This window comes from Streptomyces sp. 2131.1, from assembly GCF_900105515.1.
Taxonomy (GTDB): Bacteria; Actinomycetota; Actinomycetes; order Streptomycetales; family Streptomycetaceae; genus Streptomyces; species Streptomyces drozdowiczii.
The window spans coordinates 2,256,237-2,281,550 of sequence record NZ_FNSY01000001.1 but is presented as its reverse complement, the minus strand read 5'-3'; the positions used below and the strand labels follow the sequence as shown (position 1 = coordinate 2,281,550).

The 25,314-nt window shown below is 70.9% G+C and carries 25 protein-coding genes; 13 read left to right on the top strand and 12 right to left on the bottom strand.

Annotation, left to right across the window (positions count from 1 at the left end):
* Nucleotides 1–130: 130 nt before the first annotated feature.
* Nucleotides 131–901 (bottom strand): GntR family transcriptional regulator, encoded by a 771-nt coding sequence (locus BLW14_RS10020; protein WP_093706371.1) that lies wholly within the window; start codon nt 899–901, stop codon nt 131–133.
* 281 nt (nt 902–1,182) lie between these two features.
* Here BLW14_RS10020 and BLW14_RS10015 point away from each other — a divergent pair, with 281 nt between their 5' ends.
* From BLW14_RS10015 to BLW14_RS10000, 4 genes are all read left to right on the top strand, one after another.
* On the top strand, nt 1,183–2,484 hold the full coding sequence (locus BLW14_RS10015) for a sugar ABC transporter substrate-binding protein (protein WP_093706369.1): 1,302 nt from the start codon (nt 1,183–1,185) through the stop codon (nt 2,482–2,484).
* A gap of 134 nt (nt 2,485–2,618) precedes the next feature.
* Nucleotides 2,619–3,611, top strand: a complete 993-nt coding sequence (locus tag BLW14_RS10010) for a carbohydrate ABC transporter permease (protein WP_093706367.1) — start codon at nt 2,619–2,621, stop codon at nt 3,609–3,611.
* Entirely contained in the window at nt 3,608–4,465 is an 858-nt protein-coding gene (locus BLW14_RS10005) for a carbohydrate ABC transporter permease (protein ID WP_093706365.1), read from the top strand. Before BLW14_RS10010 ends, BLW14_RS10005 begins: the two co-directional genes overlap by 4 nt.
* Nucleotides 4,466–4,472: 7 nt before the next feature.
* The gene (locus tag BLW14_RS10000; protein WP_093706363.1) at nt 4,473–6,008 is read left to right on the top strand and encodes a glycoside hydrolase family 3 protein; all 1,536 of its coding nucleotides are present in this window, start codon (nt 4,473–4,475) and stop codon (nt 6,006–6,008) included.
* 61 nt (nt 6,009–6,069) lie between these two features.
* On the opposite strand, the gene nagB is transcribed toward BLW14_RS10000, so the two are convergent.
* Nucleotides 6,070–6,855, bottom strand: coding sequence for a glucosamine-6-phosphate deaminase (gene nagB / locus BLW14_RS09995; protein WP_093706361.1), 786 nt, complete (start codon nt 6,853–6,855; stop codon nt 6,070–6,072).
* A gap of 217 nt (nt 6,856–7,072) precedes the next feature.
* On the opposite strand from nagB, the gene BLW14_RS09990 reads away from it, so the two are divergent.
* Together BLW14_RS09990 and BLW14_RS09985 are read left to right on the top strand one after the other, a co-directional pair.
* A complete protein-coding gene (locus BLW14_RS09990; RefSeq protein ID WP_093706359.1) occupies nt 7,073–8,140 on the top strand; it encodes an SIS domain-containing protein in 1,068 nt (355 codons plus the stop codon).
* A gap of 356 nt (nt 8,141–8,496) precedes the next feature.
* Nucleotides 8,497–9,963 (top strand): sensor histidine kinase, encoded by a 1,467-nt coding sequence (locus BLW14_RS09985; RefSeq protein ID WP_093706357.1) that lies wholly within the window; start codon nt 8,497–8,499, stop codon nt 9,961–9,963.
* Nucleotides 9,964–10,124: 161 nt separating this feature from the next.
* Here the strand turns inward: BLW14_RS09985 and BLW14_RS09980 are convergent, their stop codons facing one another.
* Nucleotides 10,125–10,382 (bottom strand): WhiB family transcriptional regulator, encoded by a 258-nt coding sequence (locus BLW14_RS09980; protein WP_003953983.1) that lies wholly within the window; start codon nt 10,380–10,382, stop codon nt 10,125–10,127.
* 319 nt (nt 10,383–10,701) lie between these two features.
* Nucleotides 10,702–11,670, bottom strand: coding sequence for a diacylglycerol/lipid kinase family protein (locus BLW14_RS09975; RefSeq protein ID WP_093706355.1), 969 nt, complete (start codon nt 11,668–11,670; stop codon nt 10,702–10,704).
* A 212-nt stretch (nt 11,671–11,882) separates the two neighbouring features.
* On the opposite strand from BLW14_RS09975, the gene BLW14_RS09970 reads away from it, so the two are divergent.
* Nucleotides 11,883–12,275 carry a hypothetical protein gene (locus BLW14_RS09970; protein ID WP_093706353.1) on the top strand — a complete coding sequence of 131 codons (393 nt, stop codon included), beginning with the start codon at nt 11,883–11,885 and terminating at the stop codon, nt 12,273–12,275.
* Nucleotides 12,276–12,342: 67 nt separating this feature from the next.
* On the opposite strand, the gene BLW14_RS09965 is transcribed toward BLW14_RS09970, so the two are convergent.
* The 3 genes from BLW14_RS09965 to BLW14_RS09955 form a co-directional block, all read right to left on the bottom strand.
* The gene (locus BLW14_RS09965) at nt 12,343–13,323 is read right to left on the bottom strand and encodes an RNA polymerase sigma factor SigF (RefSeq protein ID WP_371128060.1); all 981 of its coding nucleotides are present in this window, start codon (nt 13,321–13,323) and stop codon (nt 12,343–12,345) included.
* On the bottom strand, nt 13,320–13,733 hold the full coding sequence (locus tag BLW14_RS09960; protein WP_018105584.1) for an ATP-binding protein: 414 nt from the start codon (nt 13,731–13,733) through the stop codon (nt 13,320–13,322). The genes BLW14_RS09965 and BLW14_RS09960 overlap by 4 nt, the downstream gene beginning before the upstream one ends.
* Nucleotides 13,734–13,964: 231 nt before the next feature.
* Nucleotides 13,965–14,225, bottom strand: coding sequence for a UBP-type zinc finger domain-containing protein (locus BLW14_RS09955; protein WP_026242526.1), 261 nt, complete (start codon nt 14,223–14,225; stop codon nt 13,965–13,967).
* A 35-nt stretch (nt 14,226–14,260) separates the two neighbouring features.
* On the opposite strand from BLW14_RS09955, the gene BLW14_RS09950 reads away from it, so the two are divergent.
* Nucleotides 14,261–15,859, top strand: coding sequence for a Na+/H+ antiporter (locus BLW14_RS09950; protein WP_093706349.1), 1,599 nt, complete (start codon nt 14,261–14,263; stop codon nt 15,857–15,859).
* Here the strand turns inward: BLW14_RS09950 and BLW14_RS09945 are convergent.
* From BLW14_RS09945 to BLW14_RS09930, 4 genes are all read right to left on the bottom strand, one after another.
* Nucleotides 15,856–16,764 carry a 1-aminocyclopropane-1-carboxylate deaminase/D-cysteine desulfhydrase gene (locus tag BLW14_RS09945; protein WP_093706347.1) on the bottom strand — a complete coding sequence of 303 codons (909 nt, stop codon included), beginning with the start codon at nt 16,762–16,764 and terminating at the stop codon, nt 15,856–15,858. The two genes, BLW14_RS09950 and BLW14_RS09945, sit on opposite strands and share 4 nt — an antisense overlap.
* A 34-nt stretch (nt 16,765–16,798) precedes the next feature.
* Nucleotides 16,799–17,392, bottom strand: coding sequence for an N-acetylmuramoyl-L-alanine amidase (locus tag BLW14_RS09940; RefSeq protein ID WP_093706345.1), 594 nt, complete (start codon nt 17,390–17,392; stop codon nt 16,799–16,801).
* 144 nt (nt 17,393–17,536) lie between these two features.
* Nucleotides 17,537–18,730: a globin domain-containing protein gene (locus BLW14_RS09935; RefSeq protein WP_093706343.1), complete on the bottom strand. Its 1,194-nt coding sequence runs from the start codon at nt 18,728–18,730 to the stop codon at nt 17,537–17,539.
* A gap of 89 nt (nt 18,731–18,819) precedes the next feature.
* Nucleotides 18,820–19,269, bottom strand: a complete 450-nt coding sequence (locus tag BLW14_RS09930) for an RrF2 family transcriptional regulator (RefSeq protein WP_093706341.1) — start codon at nt 19,267–19,269, stop codon at nt 18,820–18,822.
* A 180-nt stretch (nt 19,270–19,449) separates the two neighbouring features.
* On the opposite strand from BLW14_RS09930, the gene BLW14_RS09925 reads away from it, so the two are divergent.
* From BLW14_RS09925 to BLW14_RS09905, 5 genes are all read left to right on the top strand, one after another.
* Nucleotides 19,450–20,856 carry a family 2B encapsulin nanocompartment shell protein gene (locus BLW14_RS09925; protein ID WP_093706339.1) on the top strand — a complete coding sequence of 469 codons (1,407 nt, stop codon included), beginning with the start codon at nt 19,450–19,452 and terminating at the stop codon, nt 20,854–20,856.
* A gap of 136 nt (nt 20,857–20,992) precedes the next feature.
* Nucleotides 20,993–22,036, top strand: a complete 1,044-nt coding sequence (locus tag BLW14_RS09920; protein WP_093706337.1) for a family 2 encapsulin nanocompartment cargo protein polyprenyl transferase — start codon at nt 20,993–20,995, stop codon at nt 22,034–22,036.
* 95 nt (nt 22,037–22,131) lie between these two features.
* Entirely contained in the window at nt 22,132–22,812 is a 681-nt protein-coding gene (locus BLW14_RS09915; protein WP_093706335.1) for a DUF6304 family protein, read from the top strand.
* Nucleotides 22,813–22,932: 120 nt separating this feature from the next.
* Nucleotides 22,933–23,916, top strand: a complete 984-nt coding sequence (locus BLW14_RS09910) for a DUF1648 domain-containing protein (RefSeq protein WP_093706333.1) — start codon at nt 22,933–22,935, stop codon at nt 23,914–23,916.
* Nucleotides 23,917–23,918: 2 nt separating this feature from the next.
* Nucleotides 23,919–24,278: a GntR family transcriptional regulator gene (locus BLW14_RS09905; protein WP_018521052.1), complete on the top strand. Its 360-nt coding sequence runs from the start codon at nt 23,919–23,921 to the stop codon at nt 24,276–24,278.
* A gap of 127 nt (nt 24,279–24,405) precedes the next feature.
* On the opposite strand, the gene snpA is transcribed toward BLW14_RS09905, so the two are convergent.
* Entirely contained in the window at nt 24,406–25,065 is a 660-nt protein-coding gene (snpA, locus tag BLW14_RS09900) for a snapalysin (protein WP_256332727.1), read from the bottom strand.
* Nucleotides 25,066–25,314 lie beyond the last annotated feature (249 nt).

The following is a 25,314-nucleotide window of genomic DNA, read 5'->3' as shown; positions in this document are numbered from 1 at the left end:
GACCGTCGGGATGACCGGAATGACGGCAAACATCCAAGGGTTGGTCCAGGCCAACCCGGTCCCGAGGAACGCCGAACGGCCCCCGGGGGCGGGTCCGGGGGCCGTTCGGGGGGCACATGCGTGCGGTGGGTCAGTCCAGCGGACGCTTCAGGCGCGCGACGAACTTGTAGCGGTCGCCGCGGTAGACCGAGCGCACCCACTCGACCGGCTCGCCCTGCTCGTCCAGTGAGTGCCGGGAGAGCATCAGCATCGGCAGCCCCACGTCCGTGCCGAGCAGGCCGGCCTCGCGCGGGGTGGCCAGGGAGGTCTCGATCGTCTCCTCGGCCTCCGCCAGCCGGACGTCGTACACCTCGGACAGCGCGGTGTAGAGCGAGGTGTACTTGACCAGTGAACGGCGCAGCGCCGGGAAGCGCTTGGCCGAGAGGTGCGTGGTCTCGATGGCCATCGGCTCGCCGCTCGCCAGGCGCAGGCGCTCGATGCGCAGGACGCGTCCGCCGGCGCTGATGTCGAGCAGACCGGCGAGGGTGTCGTCGGCGGTGACGTAGCCGATGTCCAGGAGCTGCGAGGTCGGTTCGAGCCCCTGGGCCCTCATGTCCTCGGTGTACGAGGTGAGTTGCAGGGCCTGGGAGACCTTCGGCTTGGCGACGAAGGTGCCCTTGCCCTGGATGCGTTCCAGCCGGCCCTCGACGACCAGTTCCTGGAGCGCCTGGCGCACGGTGGTCCGCGAGGTGTCGAACTCGGCGGCCAGGGTCCGTTCCGGGGGCACGGGGGTGCCCGGCGGCATGGTGTCCGTCATGTCGAGGAGATGTCGCTTCAGCCGGTAGTACTTCGGGACGCGCGCGGTTCGCGTACCCGCGCCCGCGCCCGTCCCGTTCTCCGAACTGCCCCCGTCGGCACCCATGGCCCGCCTTCCCGACTGCTGCGTTGCTGCCGTCACCGGCTCCTCCGTCTGTCGCGGCTCACATGGTGGCACGGTCCGGTCACGGCTGGTCGCCCTCCCTCAGGTGTCGGTCCTATAACGGACGCGAGTGCACTTCTTATACACCCTTGACACCCCTAAAGGTCTAGGCCAAGCTCCCGGTACTGGTCTAAACCATTAAAGACCAGGTCCCAGCCCCAGAGGTACTCGTCGACGTTCTCGCGCGGTGGGGAGGGGGTTGCAGCATCCCTGAGGAGGGTGGCGTGAAGCGCAAGCTCATCGCGGCGATCGGCGTCGCGGGCATGTTGGTTTCCATCGCGGCGTGTGGTTCGGACGACGACAAGGCGTCGGCGAAGGACCCGAAGGACCGCAAGGAAACGCTCACTGTCTGGCTGATGTCGGACGCGCAGAGCACGTGGCCCGAACTGGTCAAGGACGTCAACAGCCAGTTCAAGGCGAAGTACCCGGGTGTCACGGTCAAGGTCCAGTACCAGCAGTGGGGCGACAAGGCCAAGAAGCTCGACGCCGCTCTGGCCGGCGACAAGTTCCCCGATGTGGTGGAGCTCGGCAACACCGAGACCATGACCTACATCCTCAACGGGGCGCTCGGCGAGATCGACCCGAAGAAGTACGAGAACTCGGACACCTGGATCAAGGGCCTCAAGGACACCTGCGCCTACGAGGGCAAGCAGTACTGCGTTCCTTACTACGCGGGCGCCCGTGTCGCGATCTACAACAAGGACATGTTCAAGGCCGGCACCGGCAAGGACACCCTTCCCGCCACCCAGGACGAGCTGACCGCCGCGCTCGACAAGATCGCGGCGAAGTACGGCAAGGACAAGGCGTTCTCGCCGCTGTACCTGCCGGGTCGCTACTGGTACGCCGCGATGTCCTACGTCGCTGCCGAGGGCGGCCAGATCGCCAAGTACGACGAGGGCAAGAAGGAGTGGAAGTCCACTCTGTCGACCCCGGAGGCCCAGAAGGGCATCACGGACTTCGTCGAGCTGGTCAAGAAGTACAACCACGGCGACAAGACCAAGGACGAGGCGGACCACGCCAACGTCATGGCCAACGAGAAGACCGCCCTTCTCTACGGCAACGGCTGGGAGGCCGGCAGCGTCGTCGACTCGAAGGCGAACGGCAACCCGAAGCTGGAAGGCAAGATCGCCACGGCCGGTATGCCCGGCCCGAACGGCAAGGCGCTTCCCTCCTTCATCGGTGGTTCGGACCTGGCCACCATCTCCAAGTCGAAGATCCAGGATCTCGGCGAGGAGTGGATCTCGATGTTCACCTCCGAGAAGTCGGAGGAGGTTCTCGCCTCGAAGAACATCCTTCCGAACAACACCAAGCAGCTCGAGCCGCTGAAGGCCAAGCCGGAGACCGCGGCCATCGCCAACGCCGTGCCGGACGCCTGGTTCACCCCGATCGCCCCCGGCTGGACCGCGATCGAGAAGAAGGAAACGCTCGAGATCATGCTGCTCGACATCATCAAGGGCAAGTCGGTCGAGGAGGCCACCAAGGCGGCCGACGCGGAGATCGACGCGATGATCAACAAGGAGTCCTGAGCCCTGGCTCACGGGGTCCGAGCCGGTGAACCTCCGAGACACCGACTCAACTGATCATCTGCGGGGGTGGCGGGCCTGGAAAGGGCTGCCACCCCCGTCCTCCGGTACCCGGTCCGAAACGGAAGGCAAGCACAATGAGTGCCGCCGATATGAAAGCAGCCGACCCGCCGGTGTCCGTCCCGCGGGCCCCTGAGGGCGAACCTCAGCTCGCGAAGAACGTGAACCGTAGGCCGCGGAAGGCCGGCGCTCTGCTGCCGTACCTCCTCATAGCACCGGCGTTCGTCGCCATCGCCGCAGTCTTCGTCTGGCCCTTCATCAAGACGATCATCATGTCCTTCCAGGACGTGGGCCGGCGCGAACTGTGGTCCGGATCCAGCGCACCCTGGGTCGGCTTCGACCAGTTCACCAACATCCTCGGCGACGGCGAGTTCTGGGACGTCGTCTGGCGGACCGTCGCCTTCATGGTCCTCTGTGTGTTCGCCACCATGGCCATCGGTCTCGCCCTGGCCATGCTCATGCAGCGCATGTCCACCTGGGTCCGGCTGCTGCTGACCGCCGCGCTGGTCGCCGCCTGGTCGATGCCTCTGCTGGTCGCCACCTCCATCTTCCGGTGGTTCGCGGACTCCGACTACGGCGTCCTCAACATGGTGCTCACCAAGTACCTGGGGATCGACGCGCAGGGCCACAACTGGTTCCTCGACCCCAAGCAGGGCTTCGTCATCATCGGCGCGGTCGTCGTCTGGGGAGCCATCCCCTTCGTCTCCGTCACCCTCTACGCCGCGCTCACCCAGGTTCCCAAGGAGCTGGAGGAAGCCGCGTCGCTGGACGGCTCCGGGACCGTCGGGATCTTCCGTTACGTCACCTGGCCGGTCATCAAGCCCGTCTTCCAGATGGTCGCCACCCTCTCCGTGCTGTGGGACTTCAACGTCTTCGGCCAGATCTTCCTGATGCGCGGCAACAAGCCGGAACCGGAGTACTCCGTCCTCGGCATCTACTCCTTCGAGAAGGCATTCGAGTCCAACTCGTTCAGCCAGGGCGCCGCCATCTCGCTCATCACGGTCCTGCTGCTGTCCGGCGTCGCCGTGTACTACCTGCGCCAGCTGCTCAAGATCGGAGAGGTCGAGTGAGCACCTCCACCCCCCAGGTCCTCCGTCCGGATCGCAAGAAGAGCCGCATCGGCTACAACATCGCGGGCCTCGTCGCCTTCGTGCTGATGGCCTTCCCGGTCTACTGGCTGGTCATCAGCGCACTGCGCCCCAACGCGGAGATCCGCAGCTACGACCAGACGCTCTGGCCGTCGTCGATCACGTTCGACAACTTCTCCCGCGCCATCAAGCAGCCGAACTTCGGCACCGCCATCGAGTCCAGCCTGATCGTCTGCGGCGTCGCCGTCCTGGGCGGCATGCTGCTCGCCACGATCGCCGCCTTCGCGATCGGCCGGTTCCGGTTCCGCGGTCGCAAGTTCTTCATGATCGTGCTGCTCGTCGTCCAGCTGCTGCCCCCGACGGCGATGCTCATCCCCATCTACATCCAGCTGAACGACCTCGGCGGGCTGAACGAGTACTGGGGCGTCATCGTCATCTACCTCGTCTCCACCCTGCCCTTCGCCACCTGGATGATCCGCGGCTTCGTGATCAACATCCCGCAGGAGCTGGAGGAGTCGGCCATGGTCGACGGGTGCAGCCGGATGGGCGCCTTCTGGCGGGTCACCTTCCCCCTGCTGGCCCCCGGCCTCGCCGCAGCGTCGATCTTCTCGCTCATCACGGCCTGGAACGAGTACCTGCTCGCCTACGTCGTCCTCCAGGACAACGACAAGTACACCCTCAACGTGTGGCTGATGAACTTCACGACCTCGCGGGGCATCGACTACGGCGCGCTGATGGCGGCCTCCACGCTGATCGCCATTCCGGTTGTGGCCTTCTTCCTGCTCGTGCAGAAGTACATGGCAACAGGCCTCACCTCCGGCGCCGTGAAGGGATAACGCCCCCATGACCACCCTTGTTTCCAGCACGGACACCGTCACTCGCGACGCCCTCGCCGTCCTCCAGCCCGGCTTCACCGGCACCACGGCGCCCGAGTGGCTGCTGCGCCGGGTCGGCGAAGGACTGTCCTCCGTCGGCCTGTTCGGCCGCAACATCGAGACGCCCGAGCAGCTCGCCGCGCTCACCGCCCAGCTCAGGGCCGAGCGGGACGACGTGCTCGTCGCCATCGACGAGGAGGGCGGCGACGTCACCCGCCTCGAGGTGCGGCACGGCTCCTCCTTCCCCGGCAACCTGGCGCTCGGCGCGGTCGACGACACCGCGCTGACCCGGGCCGTCGCCCACGAACTGGGCCGCAGGCTCGCCGAGTGCGGGGTCAACCTCAACTGGGCCCCGTCCGCGGACGTCAACTCCAACCCGGGCAACCCGGTCATCGGCGTCCGCTCCTTCGGCGCCGACCCGCACCTGGTCGCCCGGCACACCGCCGCGTACGTCGAGGGCCTCCAGGCCGCCGGCGTCGCCGCCTGCACCAAGCACTTCCCGGGGCACGGCGACACCGCGGTCGACTCGCACCACGCGCTGCCGCGCATCGACGTCGACCTGGAGACCCTGCACGCCCGGGAGCTCGTGCCGTTCCGGGCGGCCATCGCGGCCGGCTCCAAGTCGGTGATGAGCGCGCACATCCTGCTGCCCGCGCTCGACCCGCACCACCCGGCGACCCTCAGCCCGCAGATCCTCACCGGTCTGCTGCGCCAGGAACTGGGGTACGAGGGCCTCATCGTGACCGACGCCGTGGAGATGCAGGCCATCGCCTCGACGTACGGGATCGAACGCGGCTCCGTCCTCGCCGTCGCGGCCGGTGCCGACGCGCTGTGCGTCGGCGGCGGGCTCGACGACGACAGCACCGTGCTGCGGCTGCGCGACGCGCTCGTCGCGGCGGTGCGCTCCGGCGAACTTCCCGAGGAGCGGCTCGCCGACGCCGCTGCCCGGGTCCGCGCCCTCGCGTCCTGGACGCGGGAGGCCCGGGGGGCCGTACGGGAGCCGGGCGCGGCAGTGCAGGAGGGGACCGCGCCCGGCACCGCACGGAGCACCGGCGTCGCCACGGACATCGGCCTTGTCGCCGCCCGCCGCGCGGTGAAGGTGACCGGCACGGCCGAGCCGCTCACCGGTCCGGCCTACGTGGCCGCGTTCACCCCCGTCGCCAACATCGCGGTCGGCGACGAGACCCCGTGGGGCCTCGCGGCCGAGCTGACCCGGCTGGTCCCCGGCACGGAGACCGACACCTACAACGGCGCGTCCGAGGCCCCGGCCGAGGCCGCGCTGCGGGCGGCGGGGGAGCGGCGCATCGTCGCCGTGGTCCGCGACGCGCACCGTCACGCGTGGATGGGCGAGGCGCTGGACGCGCTCCTCGCGGCGCGCCCGGACACGATCGTCGTCGAGATGGGCGTCCCCCAGGCCGAGCCCCGGGGAGCCCTGCACATCGCCACCCACGGCGCCGCCCGCGTCTGCGGCCAGGCGGCGGCGGAGGTCATCGCCGGAAGCTGACCCCGGACACACGAGAGGGCCGGGACACCACCACGGTGTCCCGGCCCTCTCACGTACAGGACTACAGCCCCTGCCAGGCCGGCTTCGCCGCGTACGTCGCGCGGAAGTAGTCCGCCAGCTTCAGCTTCGACGCGGCGGCCTCGTCGACCACCACCGTCGCGTGCGGGTGCAGCTGGAGCGCCGACGCGGGCACGATCGAGGCGACCGGTCCCTCGACCGTCGCCGCCACCGCGTCCGCCTTGCCCTCGCCCGTCGCGAGCAGGATCGGGTGGCGGGCCTCCAGTATCGTGCCGATGCCCTGGGTGATGACGTGGTGCGGCACCTGGTCGATGTCGTTGTCGAAGAAGCGCGCGTTGTCGACCCGGGTCTGCTCGGTGAGCGTCTTGATCCGGGTGCGGGAGGCGAGCGAGGAGCACGGCTCGTTGAAGCCGATGTGCCCGTCGGTGCCGATGCCCAGCAGTTGGAGGTCGACCCCGCCGGCCTCGGCGAGCGCCTTGTCGTACGCCTCGCAGGCCGCCTGGACGTCCTCGGCGGAGCCGTCGGGGCCCATGAACGCGGACTCGGCGAGACCGAGGGGCTCGACGACCTCCCGCAGCACCACGGAGCGGTACGACTCCGGGTGGCCCGCCGGCAGCCCCACGTACTCGTCGAGCTGGCAGATGCGGGCGCGCGAGGCGTCCACGGAGCCGGAGCGGACCTTCGCCGCGAGGGCCTGGTAGATGGGCAGCGGGGTAGAGCCGGTGGCCACGCCGAGAAGGGCGTCGGGCTTGCGGCTCAGCAGGGCGCCGATGGCCCCCGCGATCAGTTCGCCGCCTGCCTTGGCGTCCGGGACGATGACAACTTCCACGCGGGGCCTGCCGATCCGATCGAAGAGTGAGGTATGTGGTATAGACCAATCAAGTTCCTAATCTAGCAGATCCGGCCCGTTCACACACGGCCCGTACCGGCACTCGGACGCCCCACCCGGCCCCGCCGCCATCCCGCCGGCCGCCGCCCGCTGGCGGCCCCCGCGCACCCCGTGTTCGACTGGTCCGACGCATCGCGACACCCGGGAGGCATCAGACATGTCCGCCAATGACCCGGCCGGCGGCGAGTGGCCCGGCCGCATCATGTCCGGCGAGATGGCCGAGCAGCCCGGGATGCTCGCCCGCATCCTGGAACGCGGTGCGCCCGTCGTCCGGGAGACCGCCGAGCGGATCGCCGCCAGGAACCCGCGCTTCGTCCTCCTCACCGCCCGCGGCACCTCCGACAACGCCGCGCTCTACGCCAAGTACCTGCTGGAGATCACGATGGGGCTGCCCTGCGGGCTTGCCTCGATGTCCACGACCACCGCGTACGGCGCGAAGCCGGACCTCCGCGACGTGCTGGTCGTCACCGTCAGCCAGTCCGGCGGCTCGCCCGACCTGGTGGCGTCGACCAGGGCCGCCCGGGAGGCGGGCGCGGTGACGCTGGCGGTGACCAACAACCCGGACTCGCCGCTCGCGGCCGTCTCCGAGTACCACATCGACATCCTGGCCGGGCCCGAGAAGGCGCTGCCCGCCACCAAGACGTACACCGCGTCCCTGCTCTCGCTGTACCTGTTCGTCGAGGGGCTGCGCGGCGGCGACGGCTCGGCGGCCGACGTCCTGCCCGACCTCGCCGAGACGGTGCTCGCCCGCAAGGACGAGGTGCGGTCCCTGGCCGCCCGGTACCGCTTCGCCGAGCGCATGGTCATCACCTCGCGCGGCTACGGCTACCCCACGGCCAAGGAAGCGGCCCTCAAGCTCATGGAGACGAGCTACATCCCCGCCCTCTCGTACTCCGGCGCCGACCTGCTGCACGGCCCGCTCGCCATGGTCGACAACATCTCGCCGGTGATCGCCGTGGTGCCCGACGGCCGGGGCGGCGAGGCCCTTCAGCCCGTCCTGGACCGGCTGCGCGGCCGGGGCGCCGATCTCTTCGTCGTCGGGACGAAGGACCGGGTGGCCGCGGCGTCCGCGGGGTTCGTGCTGCCGACGGCCGGGGTCAAGGAGGAGGTCCAGCCGGTCCTGGAGATCCTGCCGCTCCAGATGCTGGCGTACGAGGTGACGATCGCCCGGGGCCAGGACCCGGACGCGCCGCGCGCGCTCGCGAAGGTCACCGAGACCCGCTGAGGCGGGTGCTCCGGAAAAACCCGCGGGCCGCGGCGCCGGGCCGGGACCCTCAGCCCGACCAGCACCGCAGCCCGGAGTAGGGCCGCCCTCACGGGCGGCCGGCTCGGCCGGCGGTGTGCGGTGCCCCCGGCCGGGGAGAGGCACCTGCGCAGTCAGGGCAGAGAGCGCGGGTACCTCGGTCCGCCCTCCTGTGCGGGGAGAGCGGAGGCTTCCATATCCAGCATTGTGGACTAGACCATTAGTCCCTGTCCATCCATGGGGCGCGCCAATGTCGGCCCTTCTTCACCGCACGTACGGGCGGCGCTTCCGGTTCGGACCTGCACGCATCCACGGGTACCCTCGCACACGTGCCCTCCATGAACGACCTCGTACGCCAGCACACGGCCCTGAGCGACACCGACCTCGAATGGCTTCACCTGCTGGTCTCGGAGTGGCAGTTGCTCTCCGACCTCTCCTTCGCCGACCTCGTGCTGTGGGTCCCCACCCGCGACGGCACCCGGTACGTCTCCGTCGCCCAGATGCGGCCCAACACCGGCCCCACCTCGTACCAGGACGACATGGTCGGCCACCTGGTCCCGCGCGGCCGCCGTCCGCTCCTGGACGCCGCCCTGGACGAGGGCCGGATCGTGCGCGAGGGCGACCCGGAGTGGCGCGAGGAGGTCCCCGTACGGGTCGAGTCGATCCCCGTACGCCGGGAGGGCCGGGTGCTCGGCGTCATCGCGCGCAACACCAACCTGCTCACCGTGCGCACCCCCTCGCGGCTGGAGCTGACCTACCTCCAGTCCGCCTCCGACCTCGCGCAGATGATCGCCGCCGGCTCCTTCCCGTTCCCCGGCCAGCAGGTCGACATGGACGCGTCCCCGCGCGTCGGCGACGGCCTGGTCCGGCTCGACGCCGACGGGGTCGTCCAGTACGCCAGTCCCAACGGCCTCTCCGCCTACCACCGTCTCGGCCTCGCGTCCGACCTCGTCGGCCAGCACCTCGGCCAGATCACCGCCGAACTCGCCCCGTCCCGGGGCCCGGTGGACGAGGCCCTGGTCAAACTGGCCAGCGGTTACGCGCCCCGTGAGTTCGAGGTCGAGTGCGCCGGCGGGGTGATCCAGCTGCGCGCGATCCCGCTCAAGCCCAAGGGCGTCCGCATCGGCTCCCTGGTCCTCCTGCGTGACGTCACGGAACTGCGCCGCCGCGAGCGCGAGTTGATCACCAAGGACGCCACCATCCGGGAGATCCACCACCGGGTGAAGAACAACCTCCAGACGGTCGCCGCCCTGTTGAGGCTCCAGGCCCGCCGGATGGACTCCCCGCAGGGCCGCGAGGCACTCAACGAGGCGGTCCGGCGCGTCGGTTCGATCGCCATCGTGCATGAGACGCTGTCCCAGAACCTGGACGAGCGGGTGGAGTTCGACGACATCGCGGACCGGGTGATCGCGATGGTCGCGGAGATCTCGCCGGGCAAGGTCACCTGCCGCCGCACGGGACGCTTCGGTGTGCTCGACGCGGAGGTGGCCACCCCGCTCTCGATGGTCCTCACCGAGGTCCTGCAGAACGCCCTGGAACACGCCTTCTCCGTCGCCGAGTCGGGCACGGTCGAGGTCTCCGCCGTCCGGGGCGGCTCGCCCGCCGAGGGGCGGCTGCTCATCACGGTCCAGGACGACGGCTGCGGTCTGCCCGAGGGGTTCGACCCGCAGAAGGCCGGCAACCTCGGCCTCCAGATCGTCCGCACCCTGGTCGAGGGGGAGCTGGGCGGCACCTTCGGCATGGTGCCGGCGCCGGAGCGCGGGACGCAGGTGGTCCTCGACATCCCGGTCCGCAACGAGAAGTAGCGGGGCCCGTACACGGCAGAGAGCCCGGACCGTTGGTGAACGGTCCGGGCTCTCTGGTCAAGCATGCGCTTCGGGGGTACTGCGCGCTGCGACTCGGGGGGCGGGGTGGTACGTACGCGCTGTACGCGCCGCCTGGCTCAGGTTCGTAGCGGTGGCGTCGGTCAGGCGCTGGCGTTGCGCGCCCGGTTGCGAGCGGCGCGGCGCTTCATTGCGCGGCGCTCGTCCTCGCTGAGGCCACCCCAGACGCCGGAGTCCTGGCCGGACTCGAGCGCCCACTGCAGGCACTGCTCCATGACGGGGCAGCGACGGCAGACGGCCTTGGCTTCCTCGATCTGCAGCAGCGCAGGACCGGTGTTGCCGATGGGGAAGAACAGCTCCGGGTCTTCCTCACGACAAACGGCGTTGTGACGCCAGTCCATGGCTGCTACCTCTCCTTGGTGTTACGTACTGTGGCTTGTGAATGTGAACGCTTTCACGAATCCCCCCGCAGGTGTAGGCCCGACGCCCAGATGAACTGGTTGTGGTCCTGTGAAGTGAGGAGGGGTTCCGGCTCTCAGTGGAGGCCGTTGTTGCGGGCCGTCCCGATCGCCATGTAGAGATTCGCAAACCTCGGCGGCGGATACAACCCCTTCTGGAAAGTTTTTTTTGATTCCTCGGTGTCGGCTAGGTCACAGCCGTACTTCTAGAGGGTGGAAGCCAGTCCAAACGTTCGAGTTAAAGGACTTTGGTCCCTTCCACTCACACAATCACACGCAGTGCACGGCGTACGCCTGTGAACGTCACACTCGTACGCACCCCGAGGTGGTCACCGTCCATCTGGAAGGGCAGTGGAACCTTTGAATGCAAGGTGAAGTCCGTGAGGTCGTGCCGTGAAACCGCGTGCTTGCCCCGGGGGCCCTTGTCGGGGCTCGACATGAGCAGCTGGGTGGCATACCGGCCGACCGACGCCGTGGAGAGTTTCCGCAGGCCCAGCACGTCCAGAGCGGTGTCGAAGGATGCCTGGGGGGCCGCGTAGACCGGCCTGTTCCCCAGGTACGTCCAGGGCGCCGTGTTGCAGATTATGGAGAGCGCGAGGTCGGTGACCGGCTCCTCGCCGGGCACGTCGAGCGTTATCACACCCTGCCTCCGGTGCGGCTCGTCCAGGAACTGCCGCAGCACCTGGCGCACGTACAGGGCATGGGTCGAACGCTTGCCGCGCTCCCGCTGCTGTTCGACCCGGCCCACCACCCCGGCGTCGAATCCGAGGCCGGCGCAGAAGGTGAACCAGCGCTCCGGCACCGACTCGTCCTCCGTGCCCGGCGTCCCGGCCGCGAGGCCCAGGCCCACCGTGCGCTCCGTCCGGTTCGCCAGCGCGTCCAGGATAGCGCCGGTCGCCTCCACCGCGTCGTTGGGGAGGCCGAGGGCGCGCGCGAAGACATTGGTGGAGCCGCCGGGCACCACGGCCAGCTTCGGCAGGCTGTCGAGGTCCGGGCCCCGGTGCAGCAGCCCGTTCACGACCTCGTTGACCGTGCCGTCGCCGCCGAGCGCCACCACGAGATCGATGTCGTCGCCGTCGGCCGCCCGCCTCGCCAGGTCGCGGGCGTGCCCGCGGTACTCCGTGGTGACGGCCTCCAGCTTCATCTCGCTGGCCAGCGCGTGGATCAGCACGTCACGGGTCCGCGCACTGGTGGTGGTGGCGGCTGGATTGACCACAAGAAGTGCGCGCATGACTGCCAGCCTACCTACCGCGGGGTACAGGCCTGAAGTCCTGTCCGTCGGACCTCACGCTCGGTGACGGCCCGCGCGCGGCGCTGCGACGGGGTGACCCCGGCTTTCCTTTCCCGGGGCCGGGATGCCAACCTGCAAGGGTGAGTACTCAGCAGAACGCGCCCTCGCCGGCCCCCTCGGCCGGCCCGGCGAAGCCCGCCAGGATCACGCTGGTGGCCGGGCTGAACGCCCTCGAAGGCGCCGCCCTCCTCGTTGGCGGGATCTACATGCTGGTGATGGGGCTGCTGGGCCGCCCCGACAGCCCCGAGCAGGCCGAAATGGGCGGTCTGACGGTGATCGCGCTCGGCCTGATCCCGCTCTTCGCCGCCCGCGGCCTGCTGCGCCGCCGCAGCTGGAGCCGGGGTCCCGCGCTCATCACGCAGATCATCGCGCTGCCGGTGGCCTGGACGCTGCTGCGCTCCCACGGCGCGCTGATCCCGGCCGGGATCGTGCTCGCGGCGGTGGCGCTGACCGCCCTCTACCAGCTGGTCAGGCCCGCCACCATCGAGGCCCTGGGCATCCGCAGGCCGGGCGCGGCGCCCGACGCGGACACCACCGACGCCTGACCGTCCACCGACGCGCGAGGAGGCCGCCGGGAACGTCCCCGGCGGCCTCCTCGCGTACCCGCGGTGCCTACTCCTCCACGAGCAGCCGCTCGCGCAGCTGCGCCAGTGTGCGGGCCAGCAGGCGCGAGACGTGCATCTGTGAGATGCCGACCTCCTGCGCGATCTGCGACTGGGTCATGTTGCCGAAGAACCGGAGCAGCAGAATCCGCTTTTCCCTCGGCGGCAGGTCCTCCAGGAGCGGCTTCAGCGACTCCCGGTACTCGACGCCCTCCAGCGCCTCGTCCTCGGAGCCCAGCGTGTCCGCCACGGCCGGCGACTCGTCGTCGGTGTCCGGCACGTCCAGCGAGAGCGTGCTGTACGCGTTGGCCGACTCCAGGCCCTCCAGGACCTCCTCCTCGGAGATCCCCAGCCGCTCCGCCAGCTCGTGCACCGTCGGCGAGCGGCCGTGCAGCTGGGAGAGCTCCGCGGTCGCCGAGGTCAGCGAGAGCCGCAGCTCCTGGAGTCGGCGCGGCACCCGCACCGCCCAGCCCTTGTCGCGGAAGTGCCGCTTGATCTCCCCGACGACCGTCGGCGTCGCGTACGTCGAGAACTCGACACCGCGGTCCGGGTCGAACCGGTCGACGGACTTGATCAGCCCGATCGTGGCGACCTGGGTCAGGTCGTCCAGCGGCTCCCCGCGGTTGCGGAAGCGCCGCGCCAGGTGCTCGACCAGCGGCAGATGCATCCGCACCAGCCGGTTGCGCAGCTCGGCGCGCTCCGGCGACCCGTCGGGAAGCCCGCGCAGCTCGATGAAGAGCGCCCGCGCCCCGCTGCGGTCGTTTGGATCGTGGTGTCCGTGCTCGCTCATCTGGCCTGCCCGCTCCGCCTGCGACTGCTCCACCGCGACCGTAATGCCGGCGGGCCCGTTCGCCCCGTCCACCGCACGGGGCAGGTCGGCCCCGTCCACCGGATGAGGCAGGGCCTGCTGGTCCGGGATGCCTGCCGCACGCACCGCCCCCGGTCGGATCGTCTCGTCCCGCACAGGACCGTCCCCGTTCCCGTTGCTCACGCCGGCCCGGGTCCCGCGCCGCGCTGTTTGTACAGGCTGATGCTGACCGTCCGGTCGTCGGCGACCGAGGAGTCGACCTTCCCGGCCAGCGCGGAGAGCACCGTCCAGGCGAAGGTGTCGCGCTCCGGGGCGCGGCCGTCGGTGGTCGGGGCCGCGACCGTCACCTCGAGTGAATCGTCGATGAGACGGAACACACAGCTGAGGACGGAGCCGGGCACGGCCTGCTGGAGCAGGATCGCGCAGGCCTCGTCGACCGCGATGCGAAGGTCCTCGATCTCGTCGAGAGTGAAGTCCAAGCGTGCTGCGAGACCGGCCGTGGCCGTGCGCAGCACCGACAGGTAGGCACCCGCAGCGGGCAGCCGGACCTCTACGAAGTCCTGATTCCCGGGCTCGCCTGCGATCTGGGACACCCTCACCTCCAAGGTGGCACAAACTCATTCGAGGTTCCGGGAAGAACGCCCGGAGCCATGCGGTACGTCTTCGGTTCTCGGTCCGGCGACGCTATCGCGATCCATGATGCCGTGTCGCCGGAACCCCTCCCCGCGGCTGTCACTCATGGTAGGTCCATGCGTACACACAGTGGCTAGGGGTCTGCGTTGGTCAATTGCGAACAACGGGCGCCGGTTTGACGTACCCGTGCGTCAGACGATCGAACCGTCGACAAAGCACCAACGCCAGTTCTCGCCCGGTTCGAAGCTCCGCATCACCGGGTGGCCGGTCTGCTCGAAGTGCCCCGTCGCGTGCCGTCCGGGCGAGGAGTCGCAGCAGCCGACATGGCCGCAGGTCAGGCACAGACGCAGCTGCACGGGGTGGGTGCCGGCCGCCAGGCACTCGGGGCAGGTCTCACCGAGGGGCGCGGGTTCGGGGCGCGGCAGGTCCGGTACATGCGTGCACACACTCATGCCGGCCAGGTTACGACGGATGCGAGGATCATGAGATGGACGCATTGCCCCTGGTGGCGCTGGTCGCGGGCAGCGCCGCGACGGCCGGTCTCGCCCGCCGCACCCCGGTGCCGGCCCCCCTGCTGCTGGTCGCCGTCGGCTTGATCGCCTCGTACGTGCCGGGGGTGCCGACGTACACCCTGGACGCGCACATCGTGCTCCCCCTGCTGCTGCCGCCCCTGCTCTACACGGCCGCCGTGGACAGCTCCTACCTCGATCTGCGGGCCAACCTGCGGCCCGTGGCGCTGCTCTCGGTGGGGTACGTGCTGTTCGCGACGGTCGCGGTGGGCTGGCTGGCGTATCTGCTGGTGCCCGACCTGCCGCTGACCGCCGCGCTGGTGCTCGGGGCCGTGATCGCCCCGCCGGACGCCGTCACCGCCGCGGCCATCGCCCGCCGGGTGGGGCTGCCCGCGCGCGTCACGACGATCCTCCAGGGCGAGTCCCTGGTGAACGACGCCACCGCGATCACCGCGTACAAGGTGGCCCTCGCCGCTGCGGTGGGCGAGGGCATCAGCTGGGGCGCGGGGGCCGGCGAATTCCTGCTGGCCTCGGTCGGGGGTGTCGGGGTCGGCCTGCTGCTCATGGTCCCGCTGCACTGGCTGCGCACCCATCTCAGGGAACCGCTGCTCCAGAACACCCTTTCGCTGCTGATCCCGTTCGTGGCGTACGCGGCGGCCGAGCGCGTCCACGCCTCCGGTGTGCTCGCCGTGGTCGTCGTCGCGCTGTACCTCGGCCATCGCTCCTGGCAGGTCGACTTCGCCACCCGGCTCCAGGAGGCCGCCGTCTGGAAGATGGTCGCCTTCGTCCTGGAGTCCGCCGTGTTCGCGCTGATCGGCCTCCAGTTGCCGTTCGTGCTCAAGGGGCTCGGCACGTACTCCGTGACGGACGCCTTCGGTTACGCGGTGCTGGTCTTCCTCGCGGTCGTGGTGGTGCGCTTCGTCTGGGTCTACCCGGCGACCTACCTGCCCCGGTGGCTGTCGCGGCGCATCAGGGAGCGGGAGAGCGGTACGGACTGGACCTCGCCGCTCATCGTCGGCTGGGCCGGCATGCGCGGGGTCGTCTCGCTCGCCATCGCCTTCTCCGTCCCGCTCGTCACGGCCGACGGGGCGGCCTTCCCGGCGCGCAACCTGGTGCTGTTCCTGACGTTCACCACGGTCATCGGCACACTGGTGGTCCAGGGGCTCACGCTGCCGGTCCTGGTGCGCGTGCTGAAACTGCCGGGCCGGGACCGGCAGGCCGAGACCCTCGCCGAGGCGCAGGCCCAGAACGAGGCGTCCACCGCCGCCGAGGCCCGCCTGGACGACCTGCTCACCGACGAGCGCAACCGGCTGCCCAAGCCCCTCGCCGACCGGCTGCGCACCGTCCTGGAGCGCCGCCGCAACGCCGTGTGGGAGCGGCTCGGCGCGGCCAACCCGGTCACCGGCGAGTCGGCGGACGACACCTACCGGCGCCTCGCCGGCGAGATGATCGAGACCGAGCGCGAGGTCTTCGTACGGCTGCGGGACGAGCGCAGGATCGACGACGAGATGATGCGCACCCTGCTGCGCCGGCTGGACCTGGAGGAGGCGGCGGCCTACCGCGAGGAGCCGTCCTAGACGTCGTCCGCCTCGTCGGGGCGGCCGGTGATCACGGCCGCGACCGTGCTGCCGGCGGGGAAGGCGCCCTCCCCGGCCAGCACGGTGAGCGCGTGCAGCATTTTGGCCACATACAGTCGCTCCACGGGCAGCCCGTGGCGGTCCTCGAAATCCCTTGCGAAGGCGTGCAGGGCGGGTGTCGTACGGGCGTACCCGCCGAAGTGGAACCGCTCGTCCAGCCACCAGTCGCCCGCCGGGCCGCCGAACGCCTCGCGCTGGAGCTCCCGCACCGCCTCGCCCAGGAAGCCGCCGCGCAGGACCGGGATGCCGAGGGCGCGCTGTCCCGGCCCGAGTCCGGCGGTCAGACCGGCCAGGGTGCCGCCGGTGCCGCAGGCCACCGCCGCCACGTCGGCCACGCCACGCAACTCCCGGCCGAGCGTGGCGCAGCCCCGGGCCGCGAGGGCGTTGCTGCCGCCCTCCGGCACGACCTCGCAGTCCCCGTACCGCTCCAGCAGCCCGGCCAGGACCGCCGGGTCGGTCTTGGCGCGGTACGTCGTCCGGTCCACGAAGTGCAGCAGCATCCCGTCGGCTGCGCACCGGGCGAGCGACGGGTTGAGCGGGCGGTGGGCCAGCTCGTCGCCGCGTACGACGCCGATGGTGCGGAATCCCAGGAGCCGGCCCGCGGCGGCGGTGGCCCGCAGGTGGTTGGAGTAGGCGCCCCCGAAGGTCAGCACGGGACGCCCGGCGGCGGCCGCCAGATTGGGCGCGAGTTTGCGCCATTTGTTGCCCGGCAGATCCGGGTGGATCAGGTCGTCGCGCTTGAGCAGCAGCGTCACACCGTGCCGGGCGAAGCGCTCGTCGTCGGCCGGCTGCACGGGCGACGGGAGCAGCGGGCGCAGCCGGGACGCGGGGGACGGGGCGGACATGTGCTCCATTGTGGCGGCGGGCGCCGCCGGGGCCTCACTTGAGGCGGTCGTGGATGCGGTCGCGCATGTCGCCCATCGAGAAGCCCTTCGGGTCCACCTTGCCGGGCTGCCACTCGCGGTGCCCGATGACCGAACGGGCGGTCCAGCCGTGGTGGCGGCAGATGGCCGCCGAGACCTTCTCGATCGCTTCGAGCTGGGCGTCCGGCCAGGGGTCCTCGCCGTCGCCGAGGTTCTCGCACTCGAAGCCGTAGAAGTGCCGGTTGCCGTCGGTGTTGGTCTCGTTGTCGTGGGGGAGGTGCTTCTTCTCCGCGACGACGGCGCGCAGGACGTCGTCGTCGCCCATCCCCGCGTGGTTGGTCCGCCCGTAGCCGACCAGGTGGACCCGGCCGTCCTTGCCGATGACGCCGTGGCACAGGGGGCCAGGCAGGTCGGGGTGGCCGTCGCGGCACATCTTCACGGTGGCGTCGGTCCCCTTGGTGACGGAGTGGTGGATCATCACCCCGTTGACCGGGCCCCAGGGGCCCTTGTGGTTCCTGTTGTGGCTGCGCCAGTCGCCGACCTCGACGACGGTGAGCCCTTCCTTCTTGAGGGCGGCGAGGAAAGCGCTCGCGGACATGGGTGAGGACATGACCGGCTCCTTTTGTGCGGGTTGGAGCGGTTCTACCCGGCCGGAAGGGCCCCGACCGGTCGCGGGGCGACGGCGGGGCCCTGTTCGGATGCTGTGCGAGCCGATTCGGTCAACCCGCGGTGTGCTTACCGGTGCGCTTCCCGGTCAGGAGGCGAGCCACAGGTCGGGGCCGAAGACCTCGTAGTGGATGTCGGAGGCCGGGACGCCCTTGGCGAGCAGCTGGGTGCGCACCGCCCGCATGAAGGGCAGCGGACCGCAGAGGTAGGCGTGCGTGCCCGAGGGGATGACGAGACCGCTCAGGTCGACGAGCCCGGTGCGGTCGGCGGGGTGGCCGTCGGCCGGGTTCTCGTACCAGAAGTGGGCGGCCGCGTCGGGAAGCTTGGCGGTGAGCGCCGCGTGGTCGGTGCGCAGCGCGTGGTCGGCGGGGGAGCGGTCGCCGTGCACGACGGTGACCGGGGCGCGGTGCCCGGCCTCGGCGAGGTGCTCCAGCATCGACAGGATCGGGGTGCAGCCGATGCCCGCGGAGGCCAGCAGCAGGGGCGCCTCGTCGGAGGCGAGCACGAGGTCGCCGTACGGGGCGGAGACCCGGAGCCGGTCGCCGGCGCCGACGTGGGCGTGCAGGTGCCGGGAGACCTCGCCGTCCGGGGCGCCGCCGCCGTGCACCCGCTTGACGGTGAGGGAGCGGAGCGCCGAGCCCGGGGCGCTGGAGAGGCTGTACTGGCGGATCTGGCGGGCGCCGTCCGGGAGTTCGACCTGTACGGAGACGTACTGGCCGGGGCGGAACACGGGGGCCGGCGAGCCGTCGGCGGGGCGGATGCGGAACCGGGCGACGTCGTCGGTCTCCTCCGTGCGCGAGGCGACCTCCCACTCGCGCCAGACGTCGTCGGCGACGACGCCCTGCTCCGCGTACAGCCGCTCCTCGATGGTGATCAGGGCGTTGGCCATCAGCCAGTAGACCTCGTCCCAGGCGGCGGCGACCTCGGGGGTCACCGCTTCGCCGAGGACCTCGGCTATCGCGGCGAACAGGTGGGTGTGGACGACCTGGTACTGGGCCGGGGTGACACCGAGCGAGGCGTGCTTGTGCGCGATGCGGCCGAGCATCACGTCCGGGCGGGTGTCGGGCTGCTCGACCAGCTGGGTCGCGAACGCCGCGATGGAGCCGGCGAGGGCCTGGCGCTGGGCGCCGGAGGCCTGGTTGCCGCGGTTGAACAGGTCGCGCAGCAGCTCCGGGTGGGCGTCGAAGAGCTTGCGGTAGAAGAGATCGGCGATGTCCCCGATGGCCGCGCCGACGGCGGGGAGGGTGGCGCGGACGGTGGCGGTGGACGACTCGGAGAGCATCGGTGACTCCTCGGATTTTGAATTGGCATCTTAGATGCGTATTTAAGGGCAGTGTAGGAACCGGGCCACCTGCCCGGCGCGGCGGGGGGTCAGTCCAGAGGGGGCGGGCCGCTGCTGATGCCGATCAGCAGGGGGCCGGTGGGTGCGGCGGTCAGCTCCGCGACGGTGAGCGGGTCCAGTGCGGCGTAGAACGCCTCCTGGGCCTCGCGCAGCGCCCCCCGCAGCCGACAGGCGGCCCGCAGCGGGCACGGGGTCGAGCCCTCGCAGTCGACGACGTCCCCGGGCTCCTCCAGCTCGCGGACGAGTCCGCCGACCGAGGCGGTGCGGCCCGCCTCGGTGAGGGTGAGCCCGCCGCCGCGGCCCCGTCGCGCCTCGATCACGCCGAGGTGCTGGAGGCGGGCCACGACCTTGGCGGCGTGCGAGTACGGCACCTGCATGGTCGCCGCCACCTCGCGGGTGGTCGGCGGATCCTCGTGCTTCACGACGGCGAGGCGCATCAGTACGCGCAGCGCCACGTCGGTGAATCTGGTCAGCCGCATGACGGTCAGGCTAGGTTTATTGGCATTCCATATGCAAATTAAGGCCCGGCGGGGCCGTCGCGCAGCGTTGTGCCCCGCCCAAAGACCGATTAGTCGCACTCTTTTGTGTAATGGCGTGCCCCGTCCTCGTGCTGGAAGTGTTCTTCCCGCAGGTCAGCCGAGAGATCGAGAGGACGACAGATGTCCGTTGGTGAAGAGGTTCAGAACGTGCAGGTGCCGCCGCAGCAGAGTCTCGGTACGGCAGCCGCGCGGAACCTCGCGACGACCACCAAGTCCGCTCCGCAGATGCAGGAGATCACCTCACGGTGGCTGCTGAAGATGCTGCCGTGGGTCCAGGTGCAGGGCGGTACGTACCGGGTGAACCGCCGGCTGAGCTACTCGGTCGGGGACGGCCGTGTGACGTTCGTGCAGACCGGGGACCGGGTGACGGTCATCCCCGCCGAGCTGGGAGAACTCCCCGCCCTGAGGGACTTCGAGGACGAGGAGGTGCTCGCCGAGCTGGCCCGGAGGTGCGAGCAGCGCGAGATCCCCGCCGGCCAGCTCCTGGCCACGGCGGGCGAGGCGGCCGACCGGGTCTACCTGCTGGCGCACGGCAAGGTCGAGAAGGTCGGCACCGGCCCCTACGGGGACGAGACCGTGCTCGGCGTCCACGCGGACGGGGCCTACTTCGGGGACCACTCCCTCATCGAGGGCGACGCCGTCTGGGAGTACACCGCCCGTGCCGTCACGGCGTGCACGGTGCTCACGCTCCGGCGGGCCGACGTGCTCAACCTCGCCGAGCGGGCCGATTCGCTGCGCAGCCATCTCGCCGGGCTGCTGTCCCTCCCGCAGCAGCGCACCAACAAGTACGGCGAGGCGGAGATCGACCTGTCCGCGGGCCACGTCGGCGAGGCCGTCGTCCCGCACACGTACGTGGACTACGACGCCGCGCCCCGCGAGTACGAACTGAGCGTCGCCCAGACCGTCCTGAAGGTCCACAGCCGCGTCGCGGACCTCTACAACCAGCCGATGAACCAGACCGAGCAGCAGTTGCGGCTCACGGTCGAGGCGCTGCGCGAGCGCCAGGAGCACGAGCTCATCAACAACCGCGAGTTCGGCCTGCTCAACAACTGCGACTACGGCCAGCGGCTCCAGCCGCACGACGGCGTGCCCAGCCCCGACGACATGGACGAGCTGCTCTCGCGCCGGCGCGGATCCAAGCTCTTCCTCGCCCACCCGCGCGCCATCGCCGCCTTCGGCCGCGAGTGCAACAAGCGCGGTCTCGTGCCGGAGAGCGTCGACATCGGCGGCCACCACGTGCCGGCCTGGCGCGGTGTGCCCATCTTCCCCTCCAACAAGATCCCGGTCAGCGACGCCCGCACCACGTCGATCATCTGCATGAGGACCGGCGAGGCCGAGCAGGGCGTCATCGGCCTCCAGCAGACGGGCATCCCCGACGAGATCGAGCCCAGCCTGTCGGTCCGCTTCATGGGCATCGACGAGCAGGCGATCATCTCCTACCTCGTGACGGCCTACTACTCCGCGGCGGTCCTCGTCCCGGACGCCCTCGGCGTCCTGGAGAACGTCGAGGTCAGCCGCTGGCGGTGAGCCACCGGGCCCGGACCCCGTGAGGGTCCGGGCCCCGGCCGCGCCCGCGCGCACCCACAGCAACCACCCACGTCCCCGGCCCCCGGCGCGACAGCGTCCGAGGCGGGACGGCAACGACAGGGGTGACCGATTGACCATGACCCGAACAGACGCCGCGACCGAGGGCAACGAGGCCGCGGCGCTCCTTGAGTACACCCGGACCCTCGTCGACCCGCACCTGCGGGCGGCGGTCGCCTCCCTGCCCGGCTCGATCCGGCGCGTCGCGATGTACCACTTCGGCTGGCAGCACGCCGACGGCAGCCCGGCCGCGGGCGGCGCGGGCAAGGCGATCAGGCCGGCGCTCGTCCTCGCCGCCACCCGCGCCCTGGGCGGCGACCCCGAACAGGCCGTACGGGCGGCCGTCGCCGTGGAGCTCGTCCACAACTTCACCCTGCTGCACGACGACGTCATCGACGAGGACCACACCCGCCGCCACCGGGCCACGGCCTGGACGGTGTTCGGCATCCCGGACGCCGTCATCGCCGGCGACGCCATGCTGGCCCTCGCCCAGCGGCTGCTCGCCGAGGACGGCAGAGCGATGTCGCCTCGCGCCTCGGCCAGACTCTCCACGTGCGTCATCGAGCTGTGCGCCGGCCAGCAGGCGGACTGCGCCTTCGAGGACCGTGACCCGGAGCAGGTCTCGCTCGACGAGTGCCTCACCATGGCGACGGCGAAGACGGGCGCGCTGCTCGGGTGCGCCTGCGCGCTGGGCGCGCTCTACGCGGGCGCCGACGAGCGGGCCGTCGGAGCCATGGACGGCTTCGGCCGGGAGGCTGGGCTCGCCTTCCAGCTGATCGACGACCTGATCGGCATCTGGGGTGACCCGTCCCAGACCGGGAAACCGGTCGGCGCGGATCTCAGCGCCCACAAGAAGTCGCTGCCCGTGGTGGCCGCGCTCACCGCGGGCGGCCCGGCCGCGGCGGAGCTCGCCGCGCTCTACCGGGGTGCGATGAACACCCGCGCCGAGGTGGTCCGGGCCTCGGAGGCGGTGGACCGGGCCGGCGGCCGGGACTGGGCGCAGAGCTGTGCCGGGGACCGGATGGCGCGCGCCGTGCACCACCTGTCCCGCGCGGTCCCGGACCTCTCGGCGGCGGGCGATCTGCTCGCTTTGGCGGAGTTCGTCACGCGTCGCACGCACTGACAAGTCCCCAGGTGGGGTGCGGTGTTGAAGGGGAGTACCGGCCAAGCGGAGGGCGGTAGGGGGGTTGTCGGAGGCGGGAGCTACAGTCCCTGCTCATGACAGATGAGTCGTGGGCAGGGTGGTACCGGGACCGGCAGGGCTCCGACGCCGTCGTCCTCACCACGGACGGGCAGCAACTCCGCCTGCGCGTCCGGGGTGTGGACTTCGAGGGCGGCAGCTTCGACGCCCTGCGCCCGGTGACGGCCGGGCCGGTGGAGAGCGAGCTGTTCGCGCTGGCGGACGGCGTGCTGGGCGACTGCGTCCTGGAGTGGGATCTGCCGTTCCCCGTCATGGCGGAGGGGGTGGAGCGGCAGGCGACCCTCAGCTGCCTGCTGTCCTTGCGCAAGCCCGACCCGTATCTCTATCTGGAACTCCGGTTCGGCGGGGCGGCCTTCGGCTCGCAGCGGGCGGAGAGCGACTTCGGGGCCGCGCTGGCCACGATCCAGCGGGAGCTGCCGCCCGGGGTCACCTTGCGGACCTGCATAGCCTGCGCCTTCTCCGACTACTTCCCGGCTCCCGACCCGGGGCCCGGACGCGGACTCTCCGGCGGACTCGCCTGCTTCCGGGGCGCCAAGGAGGAGTACCGGGGCACGGCCGGGGAGCAGGACGTGCTCGGACTATGGGAGCGGCGGACCGGATTCGTCCAGGAGGTCTGGAGCTGCCGGGAGTTCGAGCCCCGGCCGACCGAGGGCGCCGGCACGGGCCACCGGGGAGCCTTCCCGCTCGAAACGGCCTGACCGGCCGACCGCATCACCGGCAGACAACCTGACCGCGTGACTGGTTGAAGCGCGTCCTGCGCGACGCATCGTTGCCGCCACCTCCATTGTTCTACTAGCATGCAAACAATGGAGGTTTTAATGAACCGGAAATCCGCCGCCCGCGCGGCCCTCGCCACCCTGCCGTTCCTGCTCGCACTCGCCGTCGACCTGCTGTTCTTCGCCACCCGCCGCGACCGGCTGCCCGGCCAGCTGGCCAGCCACTTCGTGGGCAACGGCCGGGCCGACGACTACGCAGGCCGGACCTCGTACCTCGTCGTCACCACGCTCGTCCTGCTCGGCACCGGCCTCCTGTGGACGGTGATGGCGTGGGCCGGGAAGTTCACCGACCGGGCGTACCGCATGACCATCGCCTTCGGATACGCCGTCGCCGGCTTCCTCGGCTACCTCCTGGCGGTCGTGCTGCTCATCAACGTGGACGCCCCCGAGGACGCCCAGGGCCGGGGCCAGGACGTCAGCTTCCCCATGTGGCACCTCGCCGTGGCCGTCGGCGTGGGCGCCGTCGCGTACGGCATCGGGCACCTGGCGGCCGCGCTGGGCCCCGGCCCCGAACCGGTCGAGGCCGCCGCACCGGGCGGGAACGGCGAGCGCATCGCGCTGGCCGCCGGGGAGGTCGCCGGCTGGGCCCGCGGCGCCGGGTCCTGGTGGCTGCCGCTCACCGCGCTCCTGGTCCTCGGCGCCGGCGTCGTCCTGCTGTTCACGGCGAGCTGGCCCGCCGCCCTGCCGGCCCTCGTCCTCGGGCTGCTGCTGGCGACCTTCTCGCGTCCGTACGTGACCGTGGACCGGCGCGGGATCACCGTCTCCGGGCTGCTGCCCTGGCCGCGCGTCCGGGTCCCGCTGGACCGGATCGAGGCCGCGTCCAGCCGCGACATCAGCCCGCTCACCGAGTACGGCGGCTGGGGCTACCGCATCCGGCCCGGGCGCACCGGTGTCATGATTCGCTCCGGCGAGGGCATCGTGGCGCGGCTGGCGAGCGGCCGGGACTTCGCGGTGACCGTGGACGACTCGGCGACGGGTGCCGCGCTCCTCAACACCCTGATCGACCAGCGCCGAACGGACCACTGACCATGCTCTTCCGGGTCGACCCGACCTCCACCGTGCCGCTCGGCGACCAGATCGCGGCCTGTGTGCGCCGGGCCGTGGCCGACGGCGCGGCGGCCCCCGGCGAACGGCTGCCCGCCGCCCGGGTCCTGGCCGAATCCCTCGGCGTCAACGTGCACACGGTGCTGCGCGGTTACCAGCGGCTGCGCGAGGAGGGCCTGATCGAACTGCGCCGGGGCCGGGGCGCCGCCATCGCCGACGGCGCCTCTCCGCACCGCGCCCGCCTCCTCGAACGGATCCGCGAGACGGTCGGCGAGGCCCGGGGGCTGGGCCTGACGAGCGACGAACTGCTGGCCCTGGTGCGTACCGAATACGGCGCCGGCTGAGGGCGTGCGTACCCGCGCCGGCTGAGGCGTGCGTGCCGCATGGGGCGCCGACCGGCGACGCGCGTACCGCATACGGCGAAGGGCCGCCCCGTCCTGCGGGGCGGCCCGCCGCTTCGAGCGGTGCCGGTCAGGAACCGGCGTGGGTCAGCGCGGCCGCGAAGCCGTACTGCCACAGGTAGTTCACCTGGTTGCGCTCACTGGCGTTCGGGTACGGGTTGGTGCAGGACGTGCCGGGACCGCCGCCCGACATCAGCTCGCTGCACGGACCCGAGTAGTGGTCCGGCAGGCCCAGGACGTGCCCGGTCTCGTGGGCGGTGACCCGGGTCGAGTTGTACTGCCGGTTCTGCGCGTAGTCCAGGAAGACGTAGCCCCTGCCGTGCCCGTCGGTGCTCGCGTACGAACCGCGGGAGTCGTTGCCCTCGTAGTACGTGAAGTCGGCGTTCGAGCCCTCCTGGAGCCGGACGTTGGAGACCGAGCTGTTCCAGATGGACGCGCTGTTGGCTATCTGGGTGCGGAAGCTCGGGGCGTTGGCGGCGTTGTACACGATGGTCACCGCCCGGAGGCCCGGGTTGGCGGCCCGCTTCTCGGCCACCGACTTCACGACCGCCTCGAAGAACGCCTTGTTGGCGGCGGCGCTCTCGTGCGAAGCGGAATCTGCGGTGTACGCCTGGTGCGGGGCCGGTGCGGCGGCCTCGGGAGCGGCGATCGCGGGGGCGGTGCCGAGCGCGGCGGCGAGCGAGAGGCCGAGTCCGAGCACGGCCGACATCACGGTCCTGGGGTGTCTCATGTGGGGGGTCTCCTACCAGTCACCTGTCAGAGGAACCCGTCCGATGATCGGACTCGGACGGGGGAGGTACGCAGCGAGTGTCGGGGAAGCGGAGCCCGCGCGGATGATGTCAGCCGGTGATAACGCGGCCCTATCGCTCCCGCGTGTACATCCCGTGCACTCCCGCGGTCCGCATGCCCAACGCCCGCTGAATCGCCCGCCTTTGGCAGGGTTACGGCCCATGGTGCGGCCGGGCGGGCCGCCCTAACC

Coding starts and splice junctions, on each gene's coding strand:
- BLW14_RS10010 (WP_093706367.1), top strand. CDS start 2,619: ATGAGTGCCGCCGATATGAAAGCAGCCGACCCGCCGGTGTCCGTCCCG.
- BLW14_RS09910 (WP_093706333.1), top strand. CDS start 22,933: ATGAACCGGAAATCCGCCGCCCGCGCGGCCCTCGCCACCCTGCCGTTC.
- snpA (WP_256332727.1), bottom strand. CDS start 25,065: ATGAGACACCCCAGGACCGTGATGTCGGCCGTGCTCGGACTCGGCCTC.
- BLW14_RS10020 (WP_093706371.1), bottom strand. CDS start 901: ATGGGTGCCGACGGGGGCAGTTCGGAGAACGGGACGGGCGCGGGCGCG.
- BLW14_RS09945 (WP_093706347.1), bottom strand. CDS start 16,764: ATGTCCGCCCCGTCCCCCGCGTCCCGGCTGCGCCCGCTGCTCCCGTCG.
- BLW14_RS09985 (WP_093706357.1), top strand. CDS start 8,497: ATGAACGACCTCGTACGCCAGCACACGGCCCTGAGCGACACCGACCTC.
- BLW14_RS09980 (WP_003953983.1), bottom strand. CDS start 10,382: ATGGACTGGCGTCACAACGCCGTTTGTCGTGAGGAAGACCCGGAGCTG.
- BLW14_RS09950 (WP_093706349.1), top strand. CDS start 14,261: ATGGACGCATTGCCCCTGGTGGCGCTGGTCGCGGGCAGCGCCGCGACG.
- BLW14_RS09905 (WP_018521052.1), top strand. CDS start 23,919: ATGCTCTTCCGGGTCGACCCGACCTCCACCGTGCCGCTCGGCGACCAG.
- BLW14_RS09920 (WP_093706337.1), top strand. CDS start 20,993: ATGACCCGAACAGACGCCGCGACCGAGGGCAACGAGGCCGCGGCGCTC.
- BLW14_RS09975 (WP_093706355.1), bottom strand. CDS start 11,670: ATGCGCGCACTTCTTGTGGTCAATCCAGCCGCCACCACCACCAGTGCG.
- BLW14_RS09955 (WP_026242526.1), bottom strand. CDS start 14,225: ATGAGTGTGTGCACGCATGTACCGGACCTGCCGCGCCCCGAACCCGCG.
- BLW14_RS09990 (WP_093706359.1), top strand. CDS start 7,073: ATGTCCGCCAATGACCCGGCCGGCGGCGAGTGGCCCGGCCGCATCATG.
- BLW14_RS09930 (WP_093706341.1), bottom strand. CDS start 19,269: ATGCGGCTGACCAGATTCACCGACGTGGCGCTGCGCGTACTGATGCGC.
- BLW14_RS09935 (WP_093706343.1), bottom strand. CDS start 18,730: ATGCTCTCCGAGTCGTCCACCGCCACCGTCCGCGCCACCCTCCCCGCC.
- BLW14_RS10000 (WP_093706363.1), top strand. CDS start 4,473: ATGACCACCCTTGTTTCCAGCACGGACACCGTCACTCGCGACGCCCTC.
- BLW14_RS09925 (WP_093706339.1), top strand. CDS start 19,450: ATGTCCGTTGGTGAAGAGGTTCAGAACGTGCAGGTGCCGCCGCAGCAG.
- BLW14_RS09915 (WP_093706335.1), top strand. CDS start 22,132: ATGACAGATGAGTCGTGGGCAGGGTGGTACCGGGACCGGCAGGGCTCC.
- BLW14_RS09940 (WP_093706345.1), bottom strand. CDS start 17,392: ATGTCCTCACCCATGTCCGCGAGCGCTTTCCTCGCCGCCCTCAAGAAG.